This window comes from Streptomyces sp. CNS606 (assembly GCF_000426325.1).
Genome location: NZ_AUFD01000016.1, coordinates 76410 through 94117, shown reverse-complemented (window position 1 = coordinate 94117; position 17708 = coordinate 76410). Strand labels below are relative to the sequence as shown.

Here is a 17708-nt window from a genome sequence, read left to right as displayed (position 1 = left end):
GCGGCGGCCGGGGGCCGGTTCCGGGTCGTTCCGCAGCCCGCAACCGGCCCCGGCGTGCTCAGTGTCCGCCGAGCATCTTCCGCATCGCGGCGATCTCGGCGGTCTGCGCCTCGATGATCGTGTCGGCGAGGTCCAGTGCGGGCTGGTACGAGCCCTCCTTGAGCTCGGTCCCCGCCATCGCGACCGCGCCCTCGTGGTGCTCGATCATCAGGCGCAGGTACGCCTCGTCGAAGTCCTTGCCCGTGGACTGCTTCAGCTCCGCCATGTCCTCGGCGGACAGCATGCCGGGCATCGGCTCCCCGGACCCGTGGCCGCCGTGACCGTCAGGGCCGGAGGCGCCGTCCTGCCCGCCGTGGGCGTCGCCCGAGGGGATCTTCTCCCCCCACGCCCTCAGCCAGCGGGACATCGTCCTGATCTCCGGAGCCTGGGCCTTCTCGATCTTCTCCGCCAGCTCCCGCACCTCGCCCGAGGCGGCCCGGGTCTCGGCCAGTCCGGACATGGTGACCGCCTGGCGGTGGTGCGGGATCATCCCCTGGGCGAAGGCGATGTCGGCGGCGTTGTGCCGCTGCGTCTCCTGCGGGGCGGAGGCGGACGGCGAGGCGTCGGACTCGGCGCCGCTGCCGCCGCCCTGCCCGGAGGTGCCGCCTGCGCCGCCGCAGGCGGCGAGGACGAGGGCGGCGGTGACCGTGACGGCGGACCCCGCCACCCGGTGGACGCGGGAACGGCGTGTGGTGGAACGGCGTGCGGTGAAACGGTTCGTGGTCATGGTGAAGCGACTCCTGTGCGCTGGGTGTAGGACGTGCGGGCGCGGCCGCGCGCCGGGGTGGCGTCGCGGCCGGGCGCGCCTATATGCGCAGGAGTTGCAGGGCGCTGAGGGACGGCGGGGCGCGGGTGCACCGGTCGTCGCTGTGGCACCGGAGAGTGGGCGCGGTGTCCGCGACCGGGGACCCGGCGGACCGCACGAGGTCCGGCAGGGCGGGTGCGCCGGCCACGCCGGCGGCCGCACAGGTGGCGTCCGCGTGCCGGAGGTGGCCGTCGTGACCGCCCTCGGTGAGCGCCGTGTGCCCGCACGGCGCGGAGGCCCGGCTGTGCGCGGACGCGGGTGCCGTCACCGGAGCGGCGGCGTGGTGGCCGTGGGCCCGGTCTGCCGTGGGGGCCGGGGTCGGCCCCAGGCCGTGCATGGCCAGCACACCGGCCAGCAGCACGAGCACCAGCACGGGCAGGGCTCGTGCCCGACCGTGCCGCGCCGAACGCCGCTGCCGCCCTGTCATGGCGGTCATCGTACGGGTGCAGGGAACGGATTTCGTGGATGGGCGGGGCATGCCGTACAGTAGGGATCACCGACGCGGGGTGGAGCAGCTCGGTAGCTCGCTGGGCTCATAACCCAGAGGTCGCAGGTTCAAATCCTGTCCCCGCTACTGTGTGATGTCGCAGGACATCGAGGACGCCCGAACCTACAGAGATGTAGGTTCGGGCGTTCGTCATTTTGGGGTGGGGCCTGGTGGGCGGCCTGTGCGCTGGTAGATGACGGTGGGGTCGAGGACCGGTTCGCGGAGGATTTCGCCGGTGGCGGCGTTGATCACGCGGATATCGAGGTCCTGGACGAGGGCCAGGACGTAGGTTCCGGCGTGGGTTCGTCCGATGCCGATGCGGTGGAGGGTTCCGCCGTGGCGCAGGGTGATGGAGCCGGCTTTGGAGACGCGGTCGGTGCGTACGCGGTCGTGGGTGTCTGTGCTGCGGTCGGTGCCGGGTGTGGTTTTCGGGCGGGCGGTGTAGATGGTCGCCGGGGTCGCGCGGTGGGGTAGGGACCGGTGGGGTCGGCGGTGGTTGTAGGTGTCGAGGAAGGCGTCGACTAGGGCTTGCAGTTCGGTCAGGGTCGCGGGCTGGGCCGGCTGGGCGGTGAGCCATTTCTTCATGGTCTGCTGGAAGCGTTCGATCTTGCCCTGGGTGGTGGGGCTGTTCGGTTTGCCGTTCTTCTGGACGATGCCCAGGCGGCGTAGTTCTTTCTCCAGTGAGGTGCGTCCGCCTCGTCGGCTGGGGCTGGCCAGGCGGACGGTGTAGACCAGGCCGTTGTCGGTCAGTGTCGAGGCGGGATGTCCGTGCAGTTCAGCGGCTTGCCGGAAGGTGTCCAGGACGATCTTGGAAGTGACGGTCCGGTGTGCGGAGGCATGCAGGGCGTAACGGGAGTGGTCGTCGAGCCAGGTGATGATCTCGGTGTCCTGGCCGGGGCGTCCGTCGGGGTGGGTGAGGCGGTAGTGGGTGAAGTCGGACTGCCAGCATTCGTTGGGCTGTTCGGCGGCGAAGCGTATGTAGGAGGACTTGGGCCGCTTCTTGGGCTGGGGTGCGACGGCGCCGGCGCGGGACAGGAGGCGGTGGATCGTGGCTTTGGAGAGTGTGAGGTCGTGGTGGTGTTCGAGGTGCCAGGCGATGGTCTCGGCGCCGGCGTCCAGGCCGGCCTCGGCCAGCTGTTTGCGCAGGGCGAGGACTTCTTCCACGACAGCGGGTGGCGTCGCGCGCGGGTTGGTCTTCGGGGCACGTGAGCGGGGTTGGAACGCGGTCTCGCCCTCGAGGCGGTAGCGGGCCAGGAGGGTGTAGATCCAGGAGCGGGCCACGCCGTAGTCACGGGCGACCTCGGCGACGGGACGGTGCTCGACGGTGACGGCGGTGATGACCAACCGGGCTTTGGACATGCCCGAACATCAGCAGCCCCCCTGTGTGTCCTGGATGACGCGAGACACCATGTCCTCGATGTCCCGAGACATGCGTCCTGGATGTCGTGAGACTGCACACTGTCCCCGCTACTGAAGGCGAAGGCCCGGCAGATTCCTGCCGGGCCTTCGTGCTGTCGGTATGCGGAGGTCAGGCCGACCCGCCTGCCCATTCCGCCACCGTTCCGCACGCCGCCGCGCGCCCGTGCGCCGGGTTGACCTTGTCGCGACGTCAACGTTTCTACTGGCCGCATGCGGATCGGAGAACTCGCCGCACTCGCCGGGGTCAGCACCCGCGCCGTGCGGCACTACCACCGGATCGGGCTGTTGCCCGAGCCCGCCCGCCGTGCCAACGGCTACCGCGCGTACGGGTTGCGCGATGCCGTGGTCCTGGTCCGGGTGCGGCGGCTGACGGAACTGGGGCTCAGCCTCGACGAGGTGCGGGACGTCCTCGCCGACGAGGCGGGCCGGGACCTGCGCGACATCCTCACCGAACTCGACGCCGACCTCGCACGGCAGGAGGAGGCGGTCCGGCAGCGGCGGGCGCGCCTCGCGGAGCTGCTGGCCCAGGCGGCGGACGGCGAGGGCATCCCCGCCGAGGGCCCGGTGTCGCCCGAACTGACGGAGGTGTTCCGCCGGATGGCCCGCACCTCCGCCCGGCTGCCCGGTCCCGAGCCCGAGATGGCGGCCCGGGAACGGGAGTTGCTCGCCCTGCTGGAGGGCTCGGCGCAGGCGGCCGAGACGCACGGCTGGCTCACCGGCATGCTCCAGGCTCTCGGCGCCGATCCGGACGCGATGCGCCGTGCGTACGACGTGTACGCCCGGCTGGACGAACTGGCGGAGGCGGACGTGGACGACGAACGGATCGACGTCGTGGCCCGGGCCGTGGTCGACGCGGTACCCGAGGAGGTGGCCGCGACCATGGGCCGCGGCGTACGTGAGGCGGCGCGCAGCGCGGACGACGACGCTTTCGCGGACGCGCTGTTCGCGGACTTCGCGCCCGCCCAGGCGGAGGCGGTGCGGCGGGCGATGCGGCTGATGCAGGAGCGTGCCGGATGAGCCGGGCGGCGAAGCGGGCGCCCGGCGCCCTCGCGGCGGCGGTCGCGTCGCGGTCCGGCCGCGCCCTCGCCTCCGCGGCCGGAGCCGTCCGGGCCGCGGTGCCCGTGCCGCTGCGCCGGTTGCTGTGGCACGAGCTGCTGCTGTGGGCCTCCCTGCTGCGCTGGGTCGCACGGCGGCCGCAGGGCGTCGGGCCGGGGGACACGGCGGTCGCCTATGCCGGGGCGCAGGCGGCCATGGCGTGGGGGCTGCTCTTCGTGTCCGTGGTGGAGACGGTCGCTCTGGCGTTCCTGATCCCGTGGCCGCTGGTGCACGCGGTGCTGCTGGTGGTCGACGTGTGGGGGGTGTTCTTCGTGGTCGGACTGCACGCCTCCTGCGTGGTGCGGCCGCACGTCGTCGGTGCCGACGGTTCGCTGCGGGTGCGGTACGGGGCGCTGGTCGACGTCACCGTGCCGTCGCACCTGATCGTCTCGGCCCGCGTGGACCGGCGGTACCCCACCGGATCGCTGCTGCGCCTGGGCGCGGACGACGCGGTGGACCTGATCGTCGGGTCGTCCACGACGGTGACCGTGCGGCTCGCCGAGCCGGTCGCGTTCCGGCGGCCGCTGGGGCGCGCGGCCGTGGCGCGGACGCTCCGGTTCCACGCGGACGAGCCGGGCCCGCTCGTGGCGGCCCTCGGCCCGCGCGAGCCCGAGCCCGAGGCGAAGCGGTAGCCGCCGGCATCCCCTGCTGGGCGCGCCGAGCGGCGGGTGTCGGTGGGTGGTGGGACGCTGAAGGAGCAGAGGTGCTGCGACCGGAGGACAGAGGGGCTCCCCATGATCACCACCGACTTCGTGAACGGATCACCGTGCTGGCTGGACCTGGGGGCGCCGGACGTCGACGCGGCGGCCTCCTTCTACAGCGGGGTCTTCGACTGGGAGTACCAGTCCTTCGGGCCCGACGCGGAGGGCTACGGCGCGTTCCGCAAGGACGGCAGCACGGTGGGCGCCGTCGGAAAGCTCACCGAGGAGGGCGCCCGCTCGGCGTGGATGGTCTACTTCCGCACCGACGACGCCAAGGCCGTCGCCCAGCAGGTGGAGAGCGCGGGCGGAGCGTTGCGCGGCGAGCCGATGGACGCCGGTCCGTGGGGCACGATGGCGCAGCTCACCGACCCGCAGGGAGGCCAGTTCGCGGTCTGGCAGCAGGGGGCCGAGAGCAGCGGTCTGGAGCGCGTGGACGACACGGGGTCGCTCGGCTGGATCGAGTTGTACACCCCGGACGCCGGCGGTGCGAAGGACTTCTACCGCGGGCTGTTCGGCTGGCAGTACGAGGACATGCCGATGCCGGGCGACGACAGCATGACGTACACGCTGATCACCCCGGCCGGGAAGGAGGCCGAACGGATGCACGGCGGGCTGATGCAGATGCCCGCCGACCAGCTTCCGCAGACCGGCGGCAGGGCCTACTGGCATCCCGTCTTCGGCACGGACGACTGCGACGCCACCGTGGCGCGGGTGCGGCAGCACGGCGGCGACCTGCTGATGGGCCCGGAGGACGCGGAGGGCGTCGGCCGGATGGCGGTCTGCACCGACCAGAACGGCGCCGAGTTCGTCGTCCTCAAGCCCGCGCCGATGGAGGGCTGACGCCGCGTCCGGCGGGGCCTGCGCCCGGCCGGTCCGAGGCGTGCACGATAATGGGCGCATGCGGATTTCGGCCAAGGCGGACTACGCGGTGCGGGCCGCGCTCGAACTCGCGGCGGCGGGGGACGCCGGCCCGGTGAAGGCCGAGGCGCTCGCCCAGGCCCAGGGCATTCCGCACAAGTTCCTCGAGGGCATCCTCGGCGACATGCGGCGCGGCGGACTGGTGGTCAGCCAGCGCGGAGGCAACGGCGGTTACCGGCTGGCCGCGCCCGCCGAGAACATCACCATCGCGGACGTGATCCGCGTCGTCGAGGGGCCGCTGGTGTCCGTGCGCGGCGCCCGGCCCCCGGAGCTCTCCTACACCGGCCCGGCGGAGTCGCTGCTGCCGCTGTGGATCGCGGTCCGGGCCAACGTGCGGCAGATCCTGGGCGAGGTCTCGCTCGCCGACGTCGCCGCCGCGCGGCTGCCCAGTCGCGTGCACGCGCTGGCCGAGGATCCGGACGCCTGGACGAATCCGTAGCGCCTCGACGCTCTCGATGATCATGCTCTGACCTGCGGTGTTCTCACCCTTCGAGACCGCGCTTGCGCGACGTCGCGTTCTCGTGGACTCTATTCCTGTAAAACCAGTAGGGAAACTAGGGAAACGAGGGGGCCGCGCTTCCGGGCGGTTCCCGCGGTCGAGTGAGTGGGGTGGAGATGCGCACGCTGATCGTGCTGGCGCTGGCCGGCCTGGGGGCACAACTGGTCGACGGGAGCCTGGGCATGGCCTACGGCGTCACCTCGACGACGCTGCTGCTCGCCGCCGGCACCAATCCGGCCGCTGCCTCGGCCACCGTGCACCTGGCCGAGATCGGGACCACGCTCGCGTCCGGCCTGGCGCACTGGCGCTTCCGCAACGTCGACTGGCGGCTGGTCGCCAAGGTCGGCGTCCCCGGCGCGGTCGGCGCCTTCGCCGGTGCCACCGTGCTCTCCGGGCTCTCCACCCAGATCGCCAAGCCGGTGATGGCGGTCATCCTCATCGTTCTCGGCCTCTACGTCCTGACCCGGTTCACCCTCGCCGGCCTCCCGACCGGCAATCTCGGCAAGCCGCTGCGGAACCGTTTCCTGTCCCCGCTGGGTCTGGTGGCCGGGTTCGTCGACGCCACCGGCGGCGGCGGGTGGGGGCCGGTCGCCAACTCCACCATCCTGGCCAGTGGCCGGCTGGAACCGCGCAAGGTCATCGGCTCGATCAGCACCAGCGAGTTCGTGGTGACCGTCGCGGCGAGCGCCGGGTTCCTCGTCGGCCTGGGCACCGAGGGGGTCAACCTCGGCTGGGCGGCGGCCCTGCTGGTCGGCGGCGCGATCGCCGCGCCGTTCGCCGCCTGGCTCGTACGGCACGTGCCGCCGCGGGTCCTGGGCTCCGGTGTCGGCGGCCTCATCATCGTCACCAACGTCCGGACGCTGCTCGACGGCGACCTCCTCTCGCTGGGTGGTACGGCGACGACCGCCGTGTGCGCCGCGCTGTTCGCGGTCTGGGCCGCCGCGCTCACGTACGCGGTCCGCGCCCACCGGCGCACCCGCGCCCGGGAGATCGAGGTGGCGCGCAGCCGCGTGGCCGACGGCGCGGAGGAGGCGGAGGAGCACGAGCAGCAGCGGGCGGTTCCCTCCGCCTGAGCCCGGCCCGCGGCCGGGGCCGCCGCACGCGTCCTGCCGAGACGGCCTCCCCCTCCCATCAGCCTGTCCTGTATGGACCTTGAGCTGCGGCATCTCAAGGCGGAAGTGAGCGCCCGCGCCGGGCGGGTGCGGCGCGGGACGGGGTGCGGACGGGGGCGGCCACGAAGAAGCCTACTCGCGAGTATTGACAGGGCTGCGACACACCCAGCATCCTCCGGATAACTTACTCAAGCGTAAGTTACTGTCGGTAATCCCTCAGTGCCCGACCCCCCACCCCAAGGCACCCCCCCCGACGCTCCCGTGAGGAGTCGCCCGTGAAGTCCCGCCTGCTGCGGGGCGGCAGCCGCCTGCCCCGAAGAGTTCTGACCGTGCTGCTCACCGCCGCGACGGCCGCCTCCCTCGGCCTGGTCTCCGCACCCGCGGCGGCGGCCGAGGAGAACCGGCCGCCGTTCTACGAGCCCCCCGCCACCCTCCCCGCGCACAACGGCGACATCGTCCGCTCCGAGCCGTCGGTCTTCTACCTCGACCCGCTCAAGGTGCTGAAGGTCGACGCCCTCGTGAACCGCGTGATGTACCGCTCGACCGACGGGAACGGCGAGCCGATCGCCGTCACCGGCACCGTCATCACCCCGAAGACGCCCTGGACCGGCGAGGGCGAACGACCCGTCATCGGCTACGCCCCCGGCACCCAGGGGCTCGGCGACCACTGCGCGCCGTCCCGCCGGCTGGCCGGCGGCACCGAGTACGAGGGCCTGTTCGCCAAGGGCCTGCTCGCCCGCGGGTACGCGGTCGCCATGACCGACTACGCGGGCCTCGGCACCCCGGGCGTGCACACCTACGTCAACCGCGAGGTGTCCGGCAACGCCGTCCTGGACGTCGTCCGCGCCGCGCAGCGGCTCCCGGAGGCGAAGCTGCCGGACGACGGCCCCGTGGCGATCACCGGATACTCGCAGGGCGGCGGCGCGGCCGCCGCCGCTGCCGAACTCGCCCACACCTACGCCCCCGGGCTGGACCTCCAGGGCGTGGCCGCCGGAGCCGTCCCCGCCGACCTCGCCCCCGTGGCCGACCAGCTGGACGGGTCGCTGTACGCGGGCTTCCTCGGCTACGCCGTCGCGGGCCTGTCCGCCGGCTACGACCTCGATCTGAGCCCGTACCTGGACGAGGACGGCGAGCGGTTCGTCGCCAGGGCGCAGGAGTACTGCACCGAGGAGGCCGTGCTGCGCATGGCGTTCACCCGGTCCAGCACCCTCACCGAGGACGGCCGGCCGCTGACCGAGTACCTGGACGAGGAGCCGTTCGCCTCCGTCGTCGCGGAACAGGAGATCAGCGACGGCACCCGCGCCCCGCAGGTGCCGACACTGGTCACGCACAGCCTGCTGGACGACGTGATCCCGTACCGGGTCGGCCGGGAGATGGCCGCCGACTGGTGCGCGGCGGGAGCGGAGGACGTGCGGTTCGCCTCCAACCTCGGGCCGACCCACCTGGGGGGCGCGGTCGCCGGGTTCCCGACGGTGTTCGGCTGGCTGGAGGGGCGGTTCGACGGCCGTCCGGCACCGTCCAGCTGCGGCCGCCTGTAGCGCGCGGTGCGGGAGGCCGGGCGACGCGCCGTCGCCCGGCCCTCGCGCCGCACGCCCGTCACCCGCTCACGGCCGTGCCCGTCGCGCCCGTCGCGCTCCGCGCCGCGGTCGCCGCGGCCGGCCCGGGCGCGGCCGTGAGCCGTACGAGCACGGCCGCGATGTCGTCGTGCAGCGGCCGGGACGCGGCGGGCTCGGCGATCCGCTGCACCGCCGCCTCCAGGCCGCCGCCGGCCCCGTCCGGTCCGTCCGGCCCGTCCGGCCCGTCCGGTCCTACCGGTCCGTCCGGCGTTCCCGGGGCGGACCCCGTCGTACCGCCCCACCAGGCCACACGTTCGCAGAGTGCGGCCACCCCGTCCGTGTAGTCGCCGCCGCGGCGTTCCACCAGGCCGTCCGTGTACAGCAGGAGCGCGCCGCCGCGCGGCAACGCGGTCTCCGTCACGGGGTAGTCGCGCTCCTCGAAGGTGCCCAGCGGCACCCCTCCCGGCACCTCCAGCTCCCGCACCCGGCCGTCCCCGTCCAGCAGCAGCGGGTACGGGTGGCCCGCGCGGGCGAGGCGCAGCACGCCGTCGCGCGGGTCGATCTCCGCGACGCAGCAGGTGGCGAACCGGTCGGTGTCCAGCTCCTCCAGCGCCAGACCGCCGCGCACCAGCAGGTCGGCGGGCCCGTGCCCCTCGGAGGCGTAGGCGCGCATCGAGGTGCGCAACTGGCCCATCACGCCCGCCGCCTGGACGCTGTGCCCCTGCACGTCACCGATGATCACCGCGACCCGGCCCTCCGAACGGGGCACCACGTCGTACCAGTCGCCGCCCACCTCCAGGCCCGCCGAGCCGGGCCGGTAGCACGCCGCGACCTCCAGTCCCGGCGTCTGCGGCAGACGCATCGGCAGCAGCAGGCGCTGCAGCTCCGTCAGGTACCGGCGGCGGGTGTCGTGCAGCCGGGCACGGGCGATGGACTGGCCGAGGATGCCTCCGGCGGCGGTCAGCACCGTACGGTCGTCCGAGGTGAAGGAGCGCGGCCGGTCGTAGATCAGCGTGCAGACGCCCACCAGTCCTTCCGCCGACGTCATCGGCAGCAGCGCCCACGCCTGCTGGTCGGCGGGTGGTGCGAAGTGCTCGCCGGGCATCCGTTGCGCCCACTCGCGGGGCGACTCCACGAACATCGGGTTTCCGGAGCGGAGGGCTTCCAGCAACGGGTCGCGGTGCACGCGGCGGGCGAGCCGTTCCATGCGCCGTGCCTCCGCCGCGTCGAACCCGGTGGAGCCGACCAGCCGCGCCGGGCCGTGCTCCTGGCGCAGGTACACCGCGAGCCACCGGGCGCCGAGGGTGGGCATCGCCTCCCGGATGACGGTCTGCACCACGTCGTCGGTGGTCACGGCCGCCGTCAGGCCGCGGGTGAGGTTGAGGACGAAGTCCCTGCGGGTGCGCCGTTCCTCCTCCCGCTCGATCTCCTCCGTGCGGTCCTGCGCGATGCCGGTCATGCCCCGCGCCTCGCCGCCGTGCAGGAAGACCACCCGGCTCTCCGCGTCGATCCAGCGCACCGAGCCGTCGGGGCGGGCGATCCGGAACACGGCGTGGTACCTGCCGGTGGTCCGGCTCTCCGCCACGGCCTCCTCCACCACCCGGCGGTCCTCGGGCAGCACGGCGGCGAAGAACGTCTCGATCCGGCCGTCGAAGGAGTCCGGTGCGATCCCGAACAGCCGGCACAGCCGCTCGTCCCAGACCAGCCGCCCGCTCGGGAAGTCCCAGTCGAAGGAGCCGATGCCCGCGCCCGCCATGGCCAGGTCGAGCATCGAGACCCGGCCCCGGTCGGTGGCCAGTGCCACCGGAGGCTCCCCCTCCGCCGTGCCGCCGGACGCCACGGAGGCGCCTCGCGACGTCGCGGGTGACGGCCCGTCGACGTCGCCCGGGTTGCCGTCGCCGCCCGCGTCGCCGACCTCGTCGTCACCGTCGTCGTCGCCGCTCGCGAGGATCCGCTGGCGTCGGTGCGCGCACACCGTGGCGACGGCCCGCAGCCTCGCCCGGTGTCCGTCCATCGCGGCGAACCCGGCGGGCAGCAGGAGGGCGAGGACGCCCAGGCAGTCGCCGTCCGCGAGCAGCGGCAGCGAGACGTAGACGTAGTCGGCGCCGGCCCCCCGCAGCCGTGCGGCCGGCTCCACCAGGGTGCGGGGGAAGTCGGCGGCGGGCGCGTAGACCGGCACCCGCGAGCGCACCGCCTCCGCGACGGGGACGTCCCAGCCGACGGTCATCGTCGCGTACGCGCGGAGGGCGGCTTCGCTCAAACCGAGGGAGGCGTCCAACGTCAGCCGCCCGTCGGCGTGCTGACGGTAGAGCGCGCCGACCCGCTGGGCGTCCTCGGGCAGGGCGGCGTCCATCGCGGCGGACAGGAGCGTCGGGGCGTCCACGCAGGTCAGCAGCCGGACGAGGGCATGGTCGCGCCCCCACGTGATCGGGTCGCCTGCCATCTGCGGCTCCTCGGCACCGGAGCGTTCGCCTCCCTTGTCATGGTGGGGCAGAAGGGGCCCGATCGCACTCCCGGGGCGGTGGGGACGGGGCCGGGCCGACGGCCGGCGGACCGGCCGAAAATCGTTCCCCGGAAGAGGCGGAAAACGCTGGTTCACGGGCGCCGCGCGAGGCACCATCGGCGGTACACCCTCTTGGTCGCCGGGGCCCCCGGCCGGTAGCAGGAGACCGATCCCCCATGCGCGCATCCTGGACCACCGTCGTCCGCCTGTGCAGGGAAGTGGCCTACGGCATCGATGCGGTGACCGCGGTCAGGCACGGCAGGCAGCCGGGCGTGCCACCGTATCCGCCGCCGTCGCTCTTCAGCGCGCCGTCCGACGTTCCGGCACGCGTTCCGCTGCCGCAGCCGCGGGCACCTCGCTCCTGACGAACGGGCAGCCGCCCGGGGCGCCCGGCGATCCGTCTTCCGGTCCGGCCACGGGTTCCCCGTGCGCCGTACGCCTCGTCAGGCGCGTGCGGCGGCGGCGAGGGGCCGGACACGGCCCTCGATCATCGCCGCCAGGCCCCGTACCGCGCACCCCGCCGGATCCTCCGCTACGTGCACCGCCATCCCGGTGCTCGCCCGCAACCGGCTGTCCAGGCCGGGCAGCAGCGCGGTCCCGCCGGCCAGCACCATGCCCCGGTCGGCGAGGTCGGCGACCAGGTCCGGCGGGCAGCGGTGCAGCACCGAGCGGATCGCGTCCACCAGACCGGTCAGCGGTGCCTGGATGGTCGCGCGCACCTCGCCCGGGTCGATCCACACCGTCCGGGACAGGCCGGTGACCACGTCCCGGCCGTGCACCTCGGTGGGCCCGGCCACTCCGGAGGCCGCCCCGTGCAGCGCCAGGTGCAGCGGCCGTACGGACTGGTTGAGCAGCACGATCTCGTGCTCGTTGCGCAGGTGCTGGACCAGGGCCGTGTGGATGGTGTCGCCGCCCATCGGCACGGTCGCCGCCGCCACCACCGCACCCAGCGCCAGCACGGCCACCTGGGTGGTGGTGGCCCCGCAGACCAGGATCATGGTGGCCTCGGGCTGCTCCACCGGCAGTCCGCAGCCGATGCCGGAAGCGGTCGGCGCGTCGACCAGCTCGACCCGCCGGGCGCCCACGCCGGCCAACGTCTCGATGGCCGCGCGGCGGGCGAGCGGGCCCGCGTCGTGCGGCACGCAGGCGGCCGCCCGCAGCGTGGGCCGGAACCGCCAGGCTCGGCGCACCTTCCCGCCGATCATCGCGCGCAGCATCCGCTGGGCCATCTCGATGTCGCTCACCGTGCCGCCCGCCACCGGCCGGACGACCCGGATGTGCTCCGGAGTGCGCCCCTCCATCCGTTCCGCCGAGGCGCCCACCGCGATCAGCGCGCCGGAGAGGGTGTTGACGGCGACCACGGAGGGGGCGTCGACGAGCAGCCCCGCATCCTTGACGTGCACCCGTGTTCTGGCGGCACCGACGTCGACGGCCACGGAGCAGCGGCGCAGCTGGTCAAGGCTGAAGGTCACGGCGGATCGGGTCCTTCCCGGTGGGTGGTCGGCGGGCCCGGGCCGCCCACCCCGGCGGCCCTCACGACCACTCTGCGGGGGGCCGGGCGGTCCCGCCCGCTGGGATGGTCCGGACGGGCGAGGCGCGGTTGCGGGGCGTCCCGCCCGGTCCTCCACCGCCTACTCCGCCTGTGCCACGCGGCGCTGACGCCGGGTCAGTCGCGGACGGCCCGGGCCAGCGCCCCGGAGGTGTCCTCCTCCGCGTGCTCCGCCGCCTGCTCGCTGAACTGGGTGCGGTACAGCTCCTCGTAGCGTCCGCCCAGGTCCAGCAGTTCGGCGTGCGTCCCGCGCTCCACGATGCGGCCCTCCTCCAGCACGAGGATCTGGTCCGCCGCGCGCACCGTCGACAGGCGGTGTGCGATGACCACCGAGGTGCGGTCCGCCAGTGCCTCGGCCAGCGCCTCCTGCACGGCCGCCTCGGAGGTGGAGTCCAGGTGTGCGGTGGCCTCGTCGAGGATGACGACGCGCGGCCGGGCGAGCAGCAGCCGGGCGATCGTGAGCCGCTGACGTTCGCCGCCGGAGAGCCGGTAGCCGCGTTCGCCGACGACGGTGTCCAGGCCGTCCGGCAGGGCCGCGACCAGGCCGTCCAGGCGGGCACGGCGCAGCGCGTCCCACAGTTCCTCGTCGTCGGCGTCCGGCCGGGGCAGCAGCAGGTTGGCGCGGACGGTGTCGTGGAAGAGGTGGCCGTCCTGGGTGACCATGCCGAGGGTCCGGCGCAGCGACTCGGCGCTCAGGTCCCGCACGTCGGTCCCGGCCAGCCGCACGGCGCCGCTGTCCGTGTCGTACAGCCGCGGCACGAGCTGGGCGACGGTGGACTTGCCCGCGCCGGACGAGCCGACCAGGGCGATCATCTGCCCGGGCTCCGCGCGGAACGAGACGCCGTGCAGCACCTCCTCGCCGCCGCGCCGGTCCAGGGTGGCGACCTCCTCCAGCGACGCCAGGGAGACCTTGTCGGCGGAGGGGTAGGAGAAGCGGACGTCGTCGAACTCCACCGACACCCCGCCCGCGGGAACGGCGGCGGGGTAGGGCCGCTCGTCGATCAGCGGCCGGAGGTCGAGCACCTCGAAGACCCGCTGGAAGCTCACCACGGCGCTGCTCACCTCCACCCGTGCGCTGGCCAGTGCGGTCAGCGGGGCGTAGAGGCGGGTGAGCAGCAGGGCGAGGGCGACCACCGAGCCGGGGTCCAGCGTGCCGCGCAGCGCGTAGAAGCCGCCGAGGCCGTAGACGAGCGCGAGGGCGAGCGCCGAGACCAGGGTGAGCGCGGTGATGAAGTAGTGCTGGAGCATCGCGGTCCGCACGCCGATGTCCCGCACCCGCCGCGCGCGGGCCGCGAACTCGTCGGACTCCTCCGCGGGCCGTCCGAAGAGCTTCACCAGTGTGGCGCCGGGCGCGGAGAAGCGTTCGGTCATCCGGGTGCTCATCGCGGAGTTGTGGGCCGCGCGCTCGTGCTCCATGGCGGCGAGCCGGGTGCCCATCCGGCGGGCGGGCAGCACGAACACGGGCAGCAGGGCCAGCGCCAGCAGGGTGACCTGCCAGGAGAGCGTCAGCATGACGACCAGCGTGAGCAGCAGCGTCACGAGGTTGCTGACGACGCCGGAGAGGGCGCCGCTGAAGGCGCGCTGTGCGCCGATCACGTCGTTGTTCAGCCGGCTGACCAGCGCCCCGGTGCGGGTGCGGGTGAAGAAGGCGACGGGCATCCGCTGCACGTGGTCGTAGACCGCGGTGCGCAGGTCGAGGATGAGGCCCTCGCCGATCCGGGCGGACAGCGCACGGGTGGCGATGCCGGCCGCCGCCTCGGCGAGCGCGATGCCCGCGATCAGCGCCGCGAGGCCGAGCACCATGCCGGTCGACGCGCCGCCCACGATGGCGTCGACCACCCGGCCGGCGAGCAGCGGGGTGGCCACCGCGAGGCCCGCGACGACGCTGCTGAGCAGCAGGAAGAAGAGGATGCGGCGGTGGTGGGGGCGGGCGAAGCGGACGATGCGGCCGAGGGTCTCCCGGGAGAACGGGTTCTCGCCCTCCTTGGCGTTGCGTGCGTGGTGCAGAGCGCTCCACGCGGTGATCTCCATGCTCATCGCGTTCGTCCTCCGTGAGGTCTCGCCGGGTGCGACACCTGTGACGCTAGAATTTCAACTTCACTTGAAGTCAAGGCGCGGGTGGCCGTCGCCATTCCGCCGGCGGACCGCGGGCGGAATACGGCCGGCCGCTGCGGCACCGGGCGGGGGGCCGCTGCGGGCGGCGGCTCAGCGTTCCGCGTACACGATCCACACCTGCCCGCGGTCGAAGGGCATCCGCGCGCCGCCGGGCAGGGTGAACGCGGTGCCGTCGGCGGCCGAGGGCCGCTTCCAGCGCACGTCGTACGCCCGGCCGTCGCGCAGCACCTTCGCCCGCCCGGAGCCCACGCTCTCGATGTACGGCGTGACGGCCCCGGCGACGTCGCGGAACTGCGAGGGACGCATGGTCACGTACTGCACGACCACCGTGGGGGCGCCGAGCCGGTCGCCGTCCGTGCCGCGTGCCGGTGCGCCGTCCATCGAGACCAGCCAGCGTTCCTGCTCGGCCGACCAGGTGAATCCGAAGCGCGCGGCGGGGTAGCGCACGGTGTGGCTGCCGTCCTTCTTCCCGCCGTCCGGCGCGGGGCCGAAGCGGAACCCGATGTCGCGCGGCCGGCTCGGGTCATCGGCGGCGCGCAGGGCGGCCTTCGGGCGTACGTAGAGGTTGTCGGGCACGGCCCGGCCGGAGGAGCGCGTGTACGCGTTCGGCGACGCGCCGGCCGGCACCCGGCGGACGGGCGACTTCCGCAGGTCGTCCTTGAGGGCGCTGCGCACGCCCGAGTAGGCGAACGCGGGGTGGCCGAACTGCCGCAGCAGCTCCAGGTCGGACTCGCGGGCGCTGCGCACCGGGCCGACCCGGTCGGGCGTGCGGCTCGCGTAGACGGCCATGAGGCGGCTGAGGCCGCCCTCGACCTTCTCCACGTACACCAGGTCGGCCGCCCGGATGCCGGTGTGCGGGCGGGCGGAGGGGGTGTTGCCGAGCTTGACGGCCAGCACCCCGTGCTGCTTCCCCTCCTCCCCGGTGAAGGGGGAGACCGCGGGCGCGTCGGGCGCCTCGGGTGTGCCGGTCGGGGGCTGGGCGGTGGGCTGCGGGGTCGGGGTGGAGGGGGGATCCTCGTCGCCGTTCTGGCCGGTGCAGGCCGCGGCGGCGAGCGCGAGGACCAGCATCCCGGCCGGGACGGTACGGCGCCGCGCCTGCCGACGCCGTCGTCTCGGGCGTATGTCGTCCCTGGCGAGTTTCCCCACGGCGGCCACCTCCCGTACGGGTCGTCCTGGTGTTCGACCCCTGCCTGCAGTGGTACCCCGAACGGAGGAGCCGCACCGCGGGTGGGTCTGGTGAAGATCCTCCGCTCCGTCGCGCCGCCTCGCACGCGGGCCTATCCGTCGATGGTCTACGGAAAGTGATTCCGCAATTCCGCATTGCACCGTCCTTCGGGCCGGTGGCGCGTTTTCGATGGTCGATATCCACGTTCCGTCATGCAGTGCCTGCACGCCGCACGCAAGGGCGGTGGATGGAATTCCGCTTTCCCTCGCGGCTCGCCTCGCACCTCTCTGACCGGCTGTGATGGCGTCACGACCTGGAGTCGCACCCGGGATTCACGCATGCGGAAGTGGCGGCAACATGGTTATGATTCACGGCAGTTGAATCGTCTGCGTCATGCGGGCCACCCAACTTCCCTGCGTTTCACGGAGATTGCAATGCCTCACCCGTACAACGGCATGACCGCCGCCGACCTGCACGACGTCGCATGGCAGAAGAGCCGCTTCAGCAACCAGCAGGGTACGTGTGTGGAATTCGCGAAGCTGCCGGGCGGCGACGTCGCGGTGCGCAATTCCCGGTTCCCGGGCGGCCCGGCGCTGGTCTACACGCCGGCCGAGGTGGAGGCGCTGCTGCTGGGCGTCAAGGCGGGCGAGTTCGACCACCTGGTGCACGACTGACCGAGTCCTGCCGGACTGTTCCGGGGCTGCCCGGAGGCGCGGTGCCCCGGAGGCGTGGTGCTCCGGACCCGTGACGCCAGGGCGGACGCGGCGCCGGGGATTCAGGCGCGGGACGTTCCCGGCCGGGACGAGCGGGGCGCGTAGCGGAACATCGCCCACACGACCTTGCCGGTCCGCACCCCGGTCAGCCGGTGCCAGCCCCAGCCGTCGCTGAACGAGTCCACCAGATACAGCCCCCGTCCCGATTCGGCGGCGAGTCCGGGGCACGCCTCCAGGGCGTCGAGGTCGGCGAACTCGGCCAGGTCCCGCAGTTCCTCGCTCAGCCCCGCCGCCTCGGTCGGCACACCCGGCGCGGGACGCCGGCCGGGCGCCGGGGGCGCGGCGTCGGGACATCCGGCCGAGGAGGGTCCGCTCTTCTGCGGCGGTGCCTCGCTGGGGTCGCGCACCGCGCACACGAGCCGGGCGGACCAGCGCATCAACTGGAGCCGCACCGCCTGTCCGTCGCCGCCCCCGGGCTCCTGCCGCGAGGGTCGCGGGTCAGGGTGCCGTGCGTCCGGGCGGCGCTGGTCCGGAACGCGCCGGTGCCGCACTTCCGGGGTCACCGGGTGCGCGGGGCCCGGCGGGGCGTCCGTGCGCAGCTCCAGGCCGTGCCGCAGGGCGTTGGTGACCAGTTCGGAGACGACCAGGGCGATCTCGTCGAGGTCGCGCGTGATCTCCCAGCGCTGCAGGGTCCGACGGGTGAAGTCCCGGGCGCTGCGCACCGCCTCGTGGCGCGGGGGCAGCGCGCAGGTGGCGGAGCCCGACAGCGTCTCGGAACCGAGCGGCGGGAGGCCGCGCCATAACGGCTCGATCACGGCGGTCGGTCGTTCGGTCCCCATGACGAGCCACTCCAGGCATGTGCGGTCGTGAACGATCCTGGTCGGATCCGGTCGTTCGTGTTCCCCGTGCGCGCGGTCCTGCCCGTGGTGTGGTCGAGGGTTCAACTTCTATGGCCGCGCGTGCACTTGTGCGATGTCATCGTTCCGAATGCTCCGTACATATGCAAGGGCATATGCACGTGCATCTGTAAGT

At 73.6% G+C, this 17708-nt stretch carries 15 protein-coding genes and 1 tRNA gene; 8 read left to right on the top strand and 8 right to left on the bottom strand.

Annotated features, from left to right (window positions below):
* Positions 1-58: 58 nt before the first annotated feature.
* A complete protein-coding gene (locus tag K304_RS0113240) occupies positions 59-766 on the bottom strand; it encodes a DUF305 domain-containing protein (protein WP_051308411.1) in 708 nt (235 codons plus the stop codon).
* Positions 767-845: 79 nt separating this feature from the next.
* Positions 846-1271 (bottom strand): DUF6153 family protein, encoded by a 426-nt coding sequence (locus tag K304_RS0113235; RefSeq protein ID WP_106965588.1) that lies wholly within the window; start codon positions 1269-1271, stop codon positions 846-848.
* Between the two features lie 73 nt (positions 1272-1344).
* Here K304_RS0113235 and K304_RS0113230 point away from each other — a divergent pair.
* Positions 1345-1418 (top strand) — tRNA-Met (locus tag K304_RS0113230).
* A 63-nt stretch (positions 1419-1481) separates the two neighbouring features.
* Here K304_RS0113230 and K304_RS0113225 read toward each other — a convergent pair.
* Positions 1482-2690 carry an IS481 family transposase gene (locus K304_RS0113225; RefSeq protein ID WP_027764146.1) on the bottom strand — a complete coding sequence of 403 codons (1209 nt, stop codon included), beginning with the start codon at positions 2688-2690 and terminating at the stop codon, positions 1482-1484.
* Between the two features lie 270 nt (positions 2691-2960).
* Between K304_RS0113225 and K304_RS0113220 the strand changes: the two genes are divergently transcribed.
* The 6 genes from K304_RS0113220 (at position 2961) to K304_RS0113195 (ending at position 8613) form a co-directional block, all read left to right on the top strand.
* Positions 2961-3767, top strand: coding sequence for a MerR family transcriptional regulator (locus K304_RS0113220; RefSeq protein ID WP_027764145.1), 807 nt, complete (start codon positions 2961-2963; stop codon positions 3765-3767).
* Positions 3764-4477, top strand: a complete 714-nt coding sequence (locus K304_RS28830; protein WP_051308410.1) for a hypothetical protein — start codon at positions 3764-3766, stop codon at positions 4475-4477. Before K304_RS0113220 ends, K304_RS28830 begins: the two co-directional genes overlap by 4 nt.
* 102 nt (positions 4478-4579) lie before the next feature.
* The gene (locus K304_RS0113210) at positions 4580-5386 is read left to right on the top strand and encodes a VOC family protein (RefSeq protein ID WP_027764144.1); all 807 of its coding nucleotides are present in this window, start codon (positions 4580-4582) and stop codon (positions 5384-5386) included.
* Positions 5387-5444: 58 nt separating this feature from the next.
* Positions 5445-5903 (top strand): Rrf2 family transcriptional regulator, encoded by a 459-nt coding sequence (locus tag K304_RS0113205; RefSeq protein ID WP_027764143.1) that lies wholly within the window; start codon positions 5445-5447, stop codon positions 5901-5903.
* 176 nt (positions 5904-6079) lie between these two features.
* Positions 6080-7036, top strand: a complete 957-nt coding sequence (locus K304_RS0113200; RefSeq protein ID WP_027764142.1) for a sulfite exporter TauE/SafE family protein — start codon at positions 6080-6082, stop codon at positions 7034-7036.
* Positions 7037-7350: 314 nt separating this feature from the next.
* Positions 7351-8613, top strand: coding sequence for a lipase family protein (locus tag K304_RS0113195; RefSeq protein ID WP_486591649.1), 1263 nt, complete (start codon positions 7351-7353; stop codon positions 8611-8613).
* Between the two features lie 58 nt (positions 8614-8671).
* Here K304_RS0113195 and K304_RS28825 read toward each other — a convergent pair whose 3' ends face one another.
* The 4 genes from K304_RS28825 to K304_RS28815 all read right to left on the bottom strand — a co-directional run bounded on the left by K304_RS28825 (position 8672) and on the right by K304_RS28815 (position 15866).
* Entirely contained in the window at positions 8672-11074 is a 2403-nt protein-coding gene (locus K304_RS28825; protein WP_051308409.1) for a SpoIIE family protein phosphatase, read from the bottom strand.
* A 503-nt stretch (positions 11075-11577) separates the two neighbouring features.
* Positions 11578-12606: a rod shape-determining protein gene (locus K304_RS0113185; protein ID WP_027764140.1), complete on the bottom strand. Its 1029-nt coding sequence runs from the start codon at positions 12604-12606 to the stop codon at positions 11578-11580.
* A 194-nt stretch (positions 12607-12800) separates the two neighbouring features.
* The gene (locus K304_RS28820) at positions 12801-14720 is read right to left on the bottom strand and encodes an ABC transporter ATP-binding protein (RefSeq protein ID WP_037790262.1); all 1920 of its coding nucleotides are present in this window, start codon (positions 14718-14720) and stop codon (positions 12801-12803) included.
* Between the two features lie 168 nt (positions 14721-14888).
* Positions 14889-15866 carry a DUF3048 domain-containing protein gene (locus K304_RS28815; RefSeq protein ID WP_051308408.1) on the bottom strand — a complete coding sequence of 326 codons (978 nt, stop codon included), beginning with the start codon at positions 15864-15866 and terminating at the stop codon, positions 14889-14891.
* Positions 15867-16397: 531 nt separating this feature from the next.
* Between K304_RS28815 and K304_RS0113170 the strand changes: the two genes are divergently transcribed.
* Positions 16398-16637, top strand: coding sequence for a DUF397 domain-containing protein (locus K304_RS0113170; protein ID WP_027764139.1), 240 nt, complete (start codon positions 16398-16400; stop codon positions 16635-16637).
* Between the two features lie 101 nt (positions 16638-16738).
* Here the strand turns inward: K304_RS0113170 and K304_RS28810 are convergent, their stop codons facing one another.
* Complete coding sequence (locus tag K304_RS28810) at positions 16739-17515, bottom strand: ATP-binding protein (RefSeq protein ID WP_037790260.1); 777 nt, start codon at positions 17513-17515, stop codon at positions 16739-16741.
* Positions 17516-17708: the final 193 nt, after the last annotated feature.

Bases quoted from the DNA above. Each gene is read 5' to 3' on its own strand.
- K304_RS0113240 (WP_051308411.1), bottom strand. From the start codon at position 766: ATGACCACGAACCGTTTCACCGCACGCCGTTCCACCACACGCCGTTCC.
- K304_RS0113235 (WP_106965588.1), bottom strand. From the start codon at position 1,271: ATGACAGGGCGGCAGCGGCGTTCGGCGCGGCACGGTCGGGCACGAGCC.
- K304_RS0113225 (WP_027764146.1), bottom strand. From the start codon at position 2,690: ATGTCCAAAGCCCGGTTGGTCATCACCGCCGTCACCGTCGAGCACCGT.
- K304_RS0113220 (WP_027764145.1), top strand. From the start codon at position 2,961: ATGCGGATCGGAGAACTCGCCGCACTCGCCGGGGTCAGCACCCGCGCC.
- K304_RS28830 (WP_051308410.1), top strand. From the start codon at position 3,764: ATGAGCCGGGCGGCGAAGCGGGCGCCCGGCGCCCTCGCGGCGGCGGTC.
- K304_RS0113210 (WP_027764144.1), top strand. From the start codon at position 4,580: ATGATCACCACCGACTTCGTGAACGGATCACCGTGCTGGCTGGACCTG.
- K304_RS0113205 (WP_027764143.1), top strand. From the start codon at position 5,445: ATGCGGATTTCGGCCAAGGCGGACTACGCGGTGCGGGCCGCGCTCGAA.
- K304_RS0113200 (WP_027764142.1), top strand. From the start codon at position 6,080: ATGCGCACGCTGATCGTGCTGGCGCTGGCCGGCCTGGGGGCACAACTG.
- K304_RS28825 (WP_051308409.1), bottom strand. From the start codon at position 11,074: ATGGCAGGCGACCCGATCACGTGGGGGCGCGACCATGCCCTCGTCCGG.
- K304_RS28820 (WP_037790262.1), bottom strand. From the start codon at position 14,720: ATGAGCATGGAGATCACCGCGTGGAGCGCTCTGCACCACGCACGCAAC.
- K304_RS28815 (WP_051308408.1), bottom strand. From the start codon at position 15,866: ATGCTGGTCCTCGCGCTCGCCGCCGCGGCCTGCACCGGCCAGAACGGC.
- K304_RS0113170 (WP_027764139.1), top strand. From the start codon at position 16,398: ATGCCTCACCCGTACAACGGCATGACCGCCGCCGACCTGCACGACGTC.
- K304_RS28810 (WP_037790260.1), bottom strand. From the start codon at position 17,515: ATGGGGACCGAACGACCGACCGCCGTGATCGAGCCGTTATGGCGCGGC.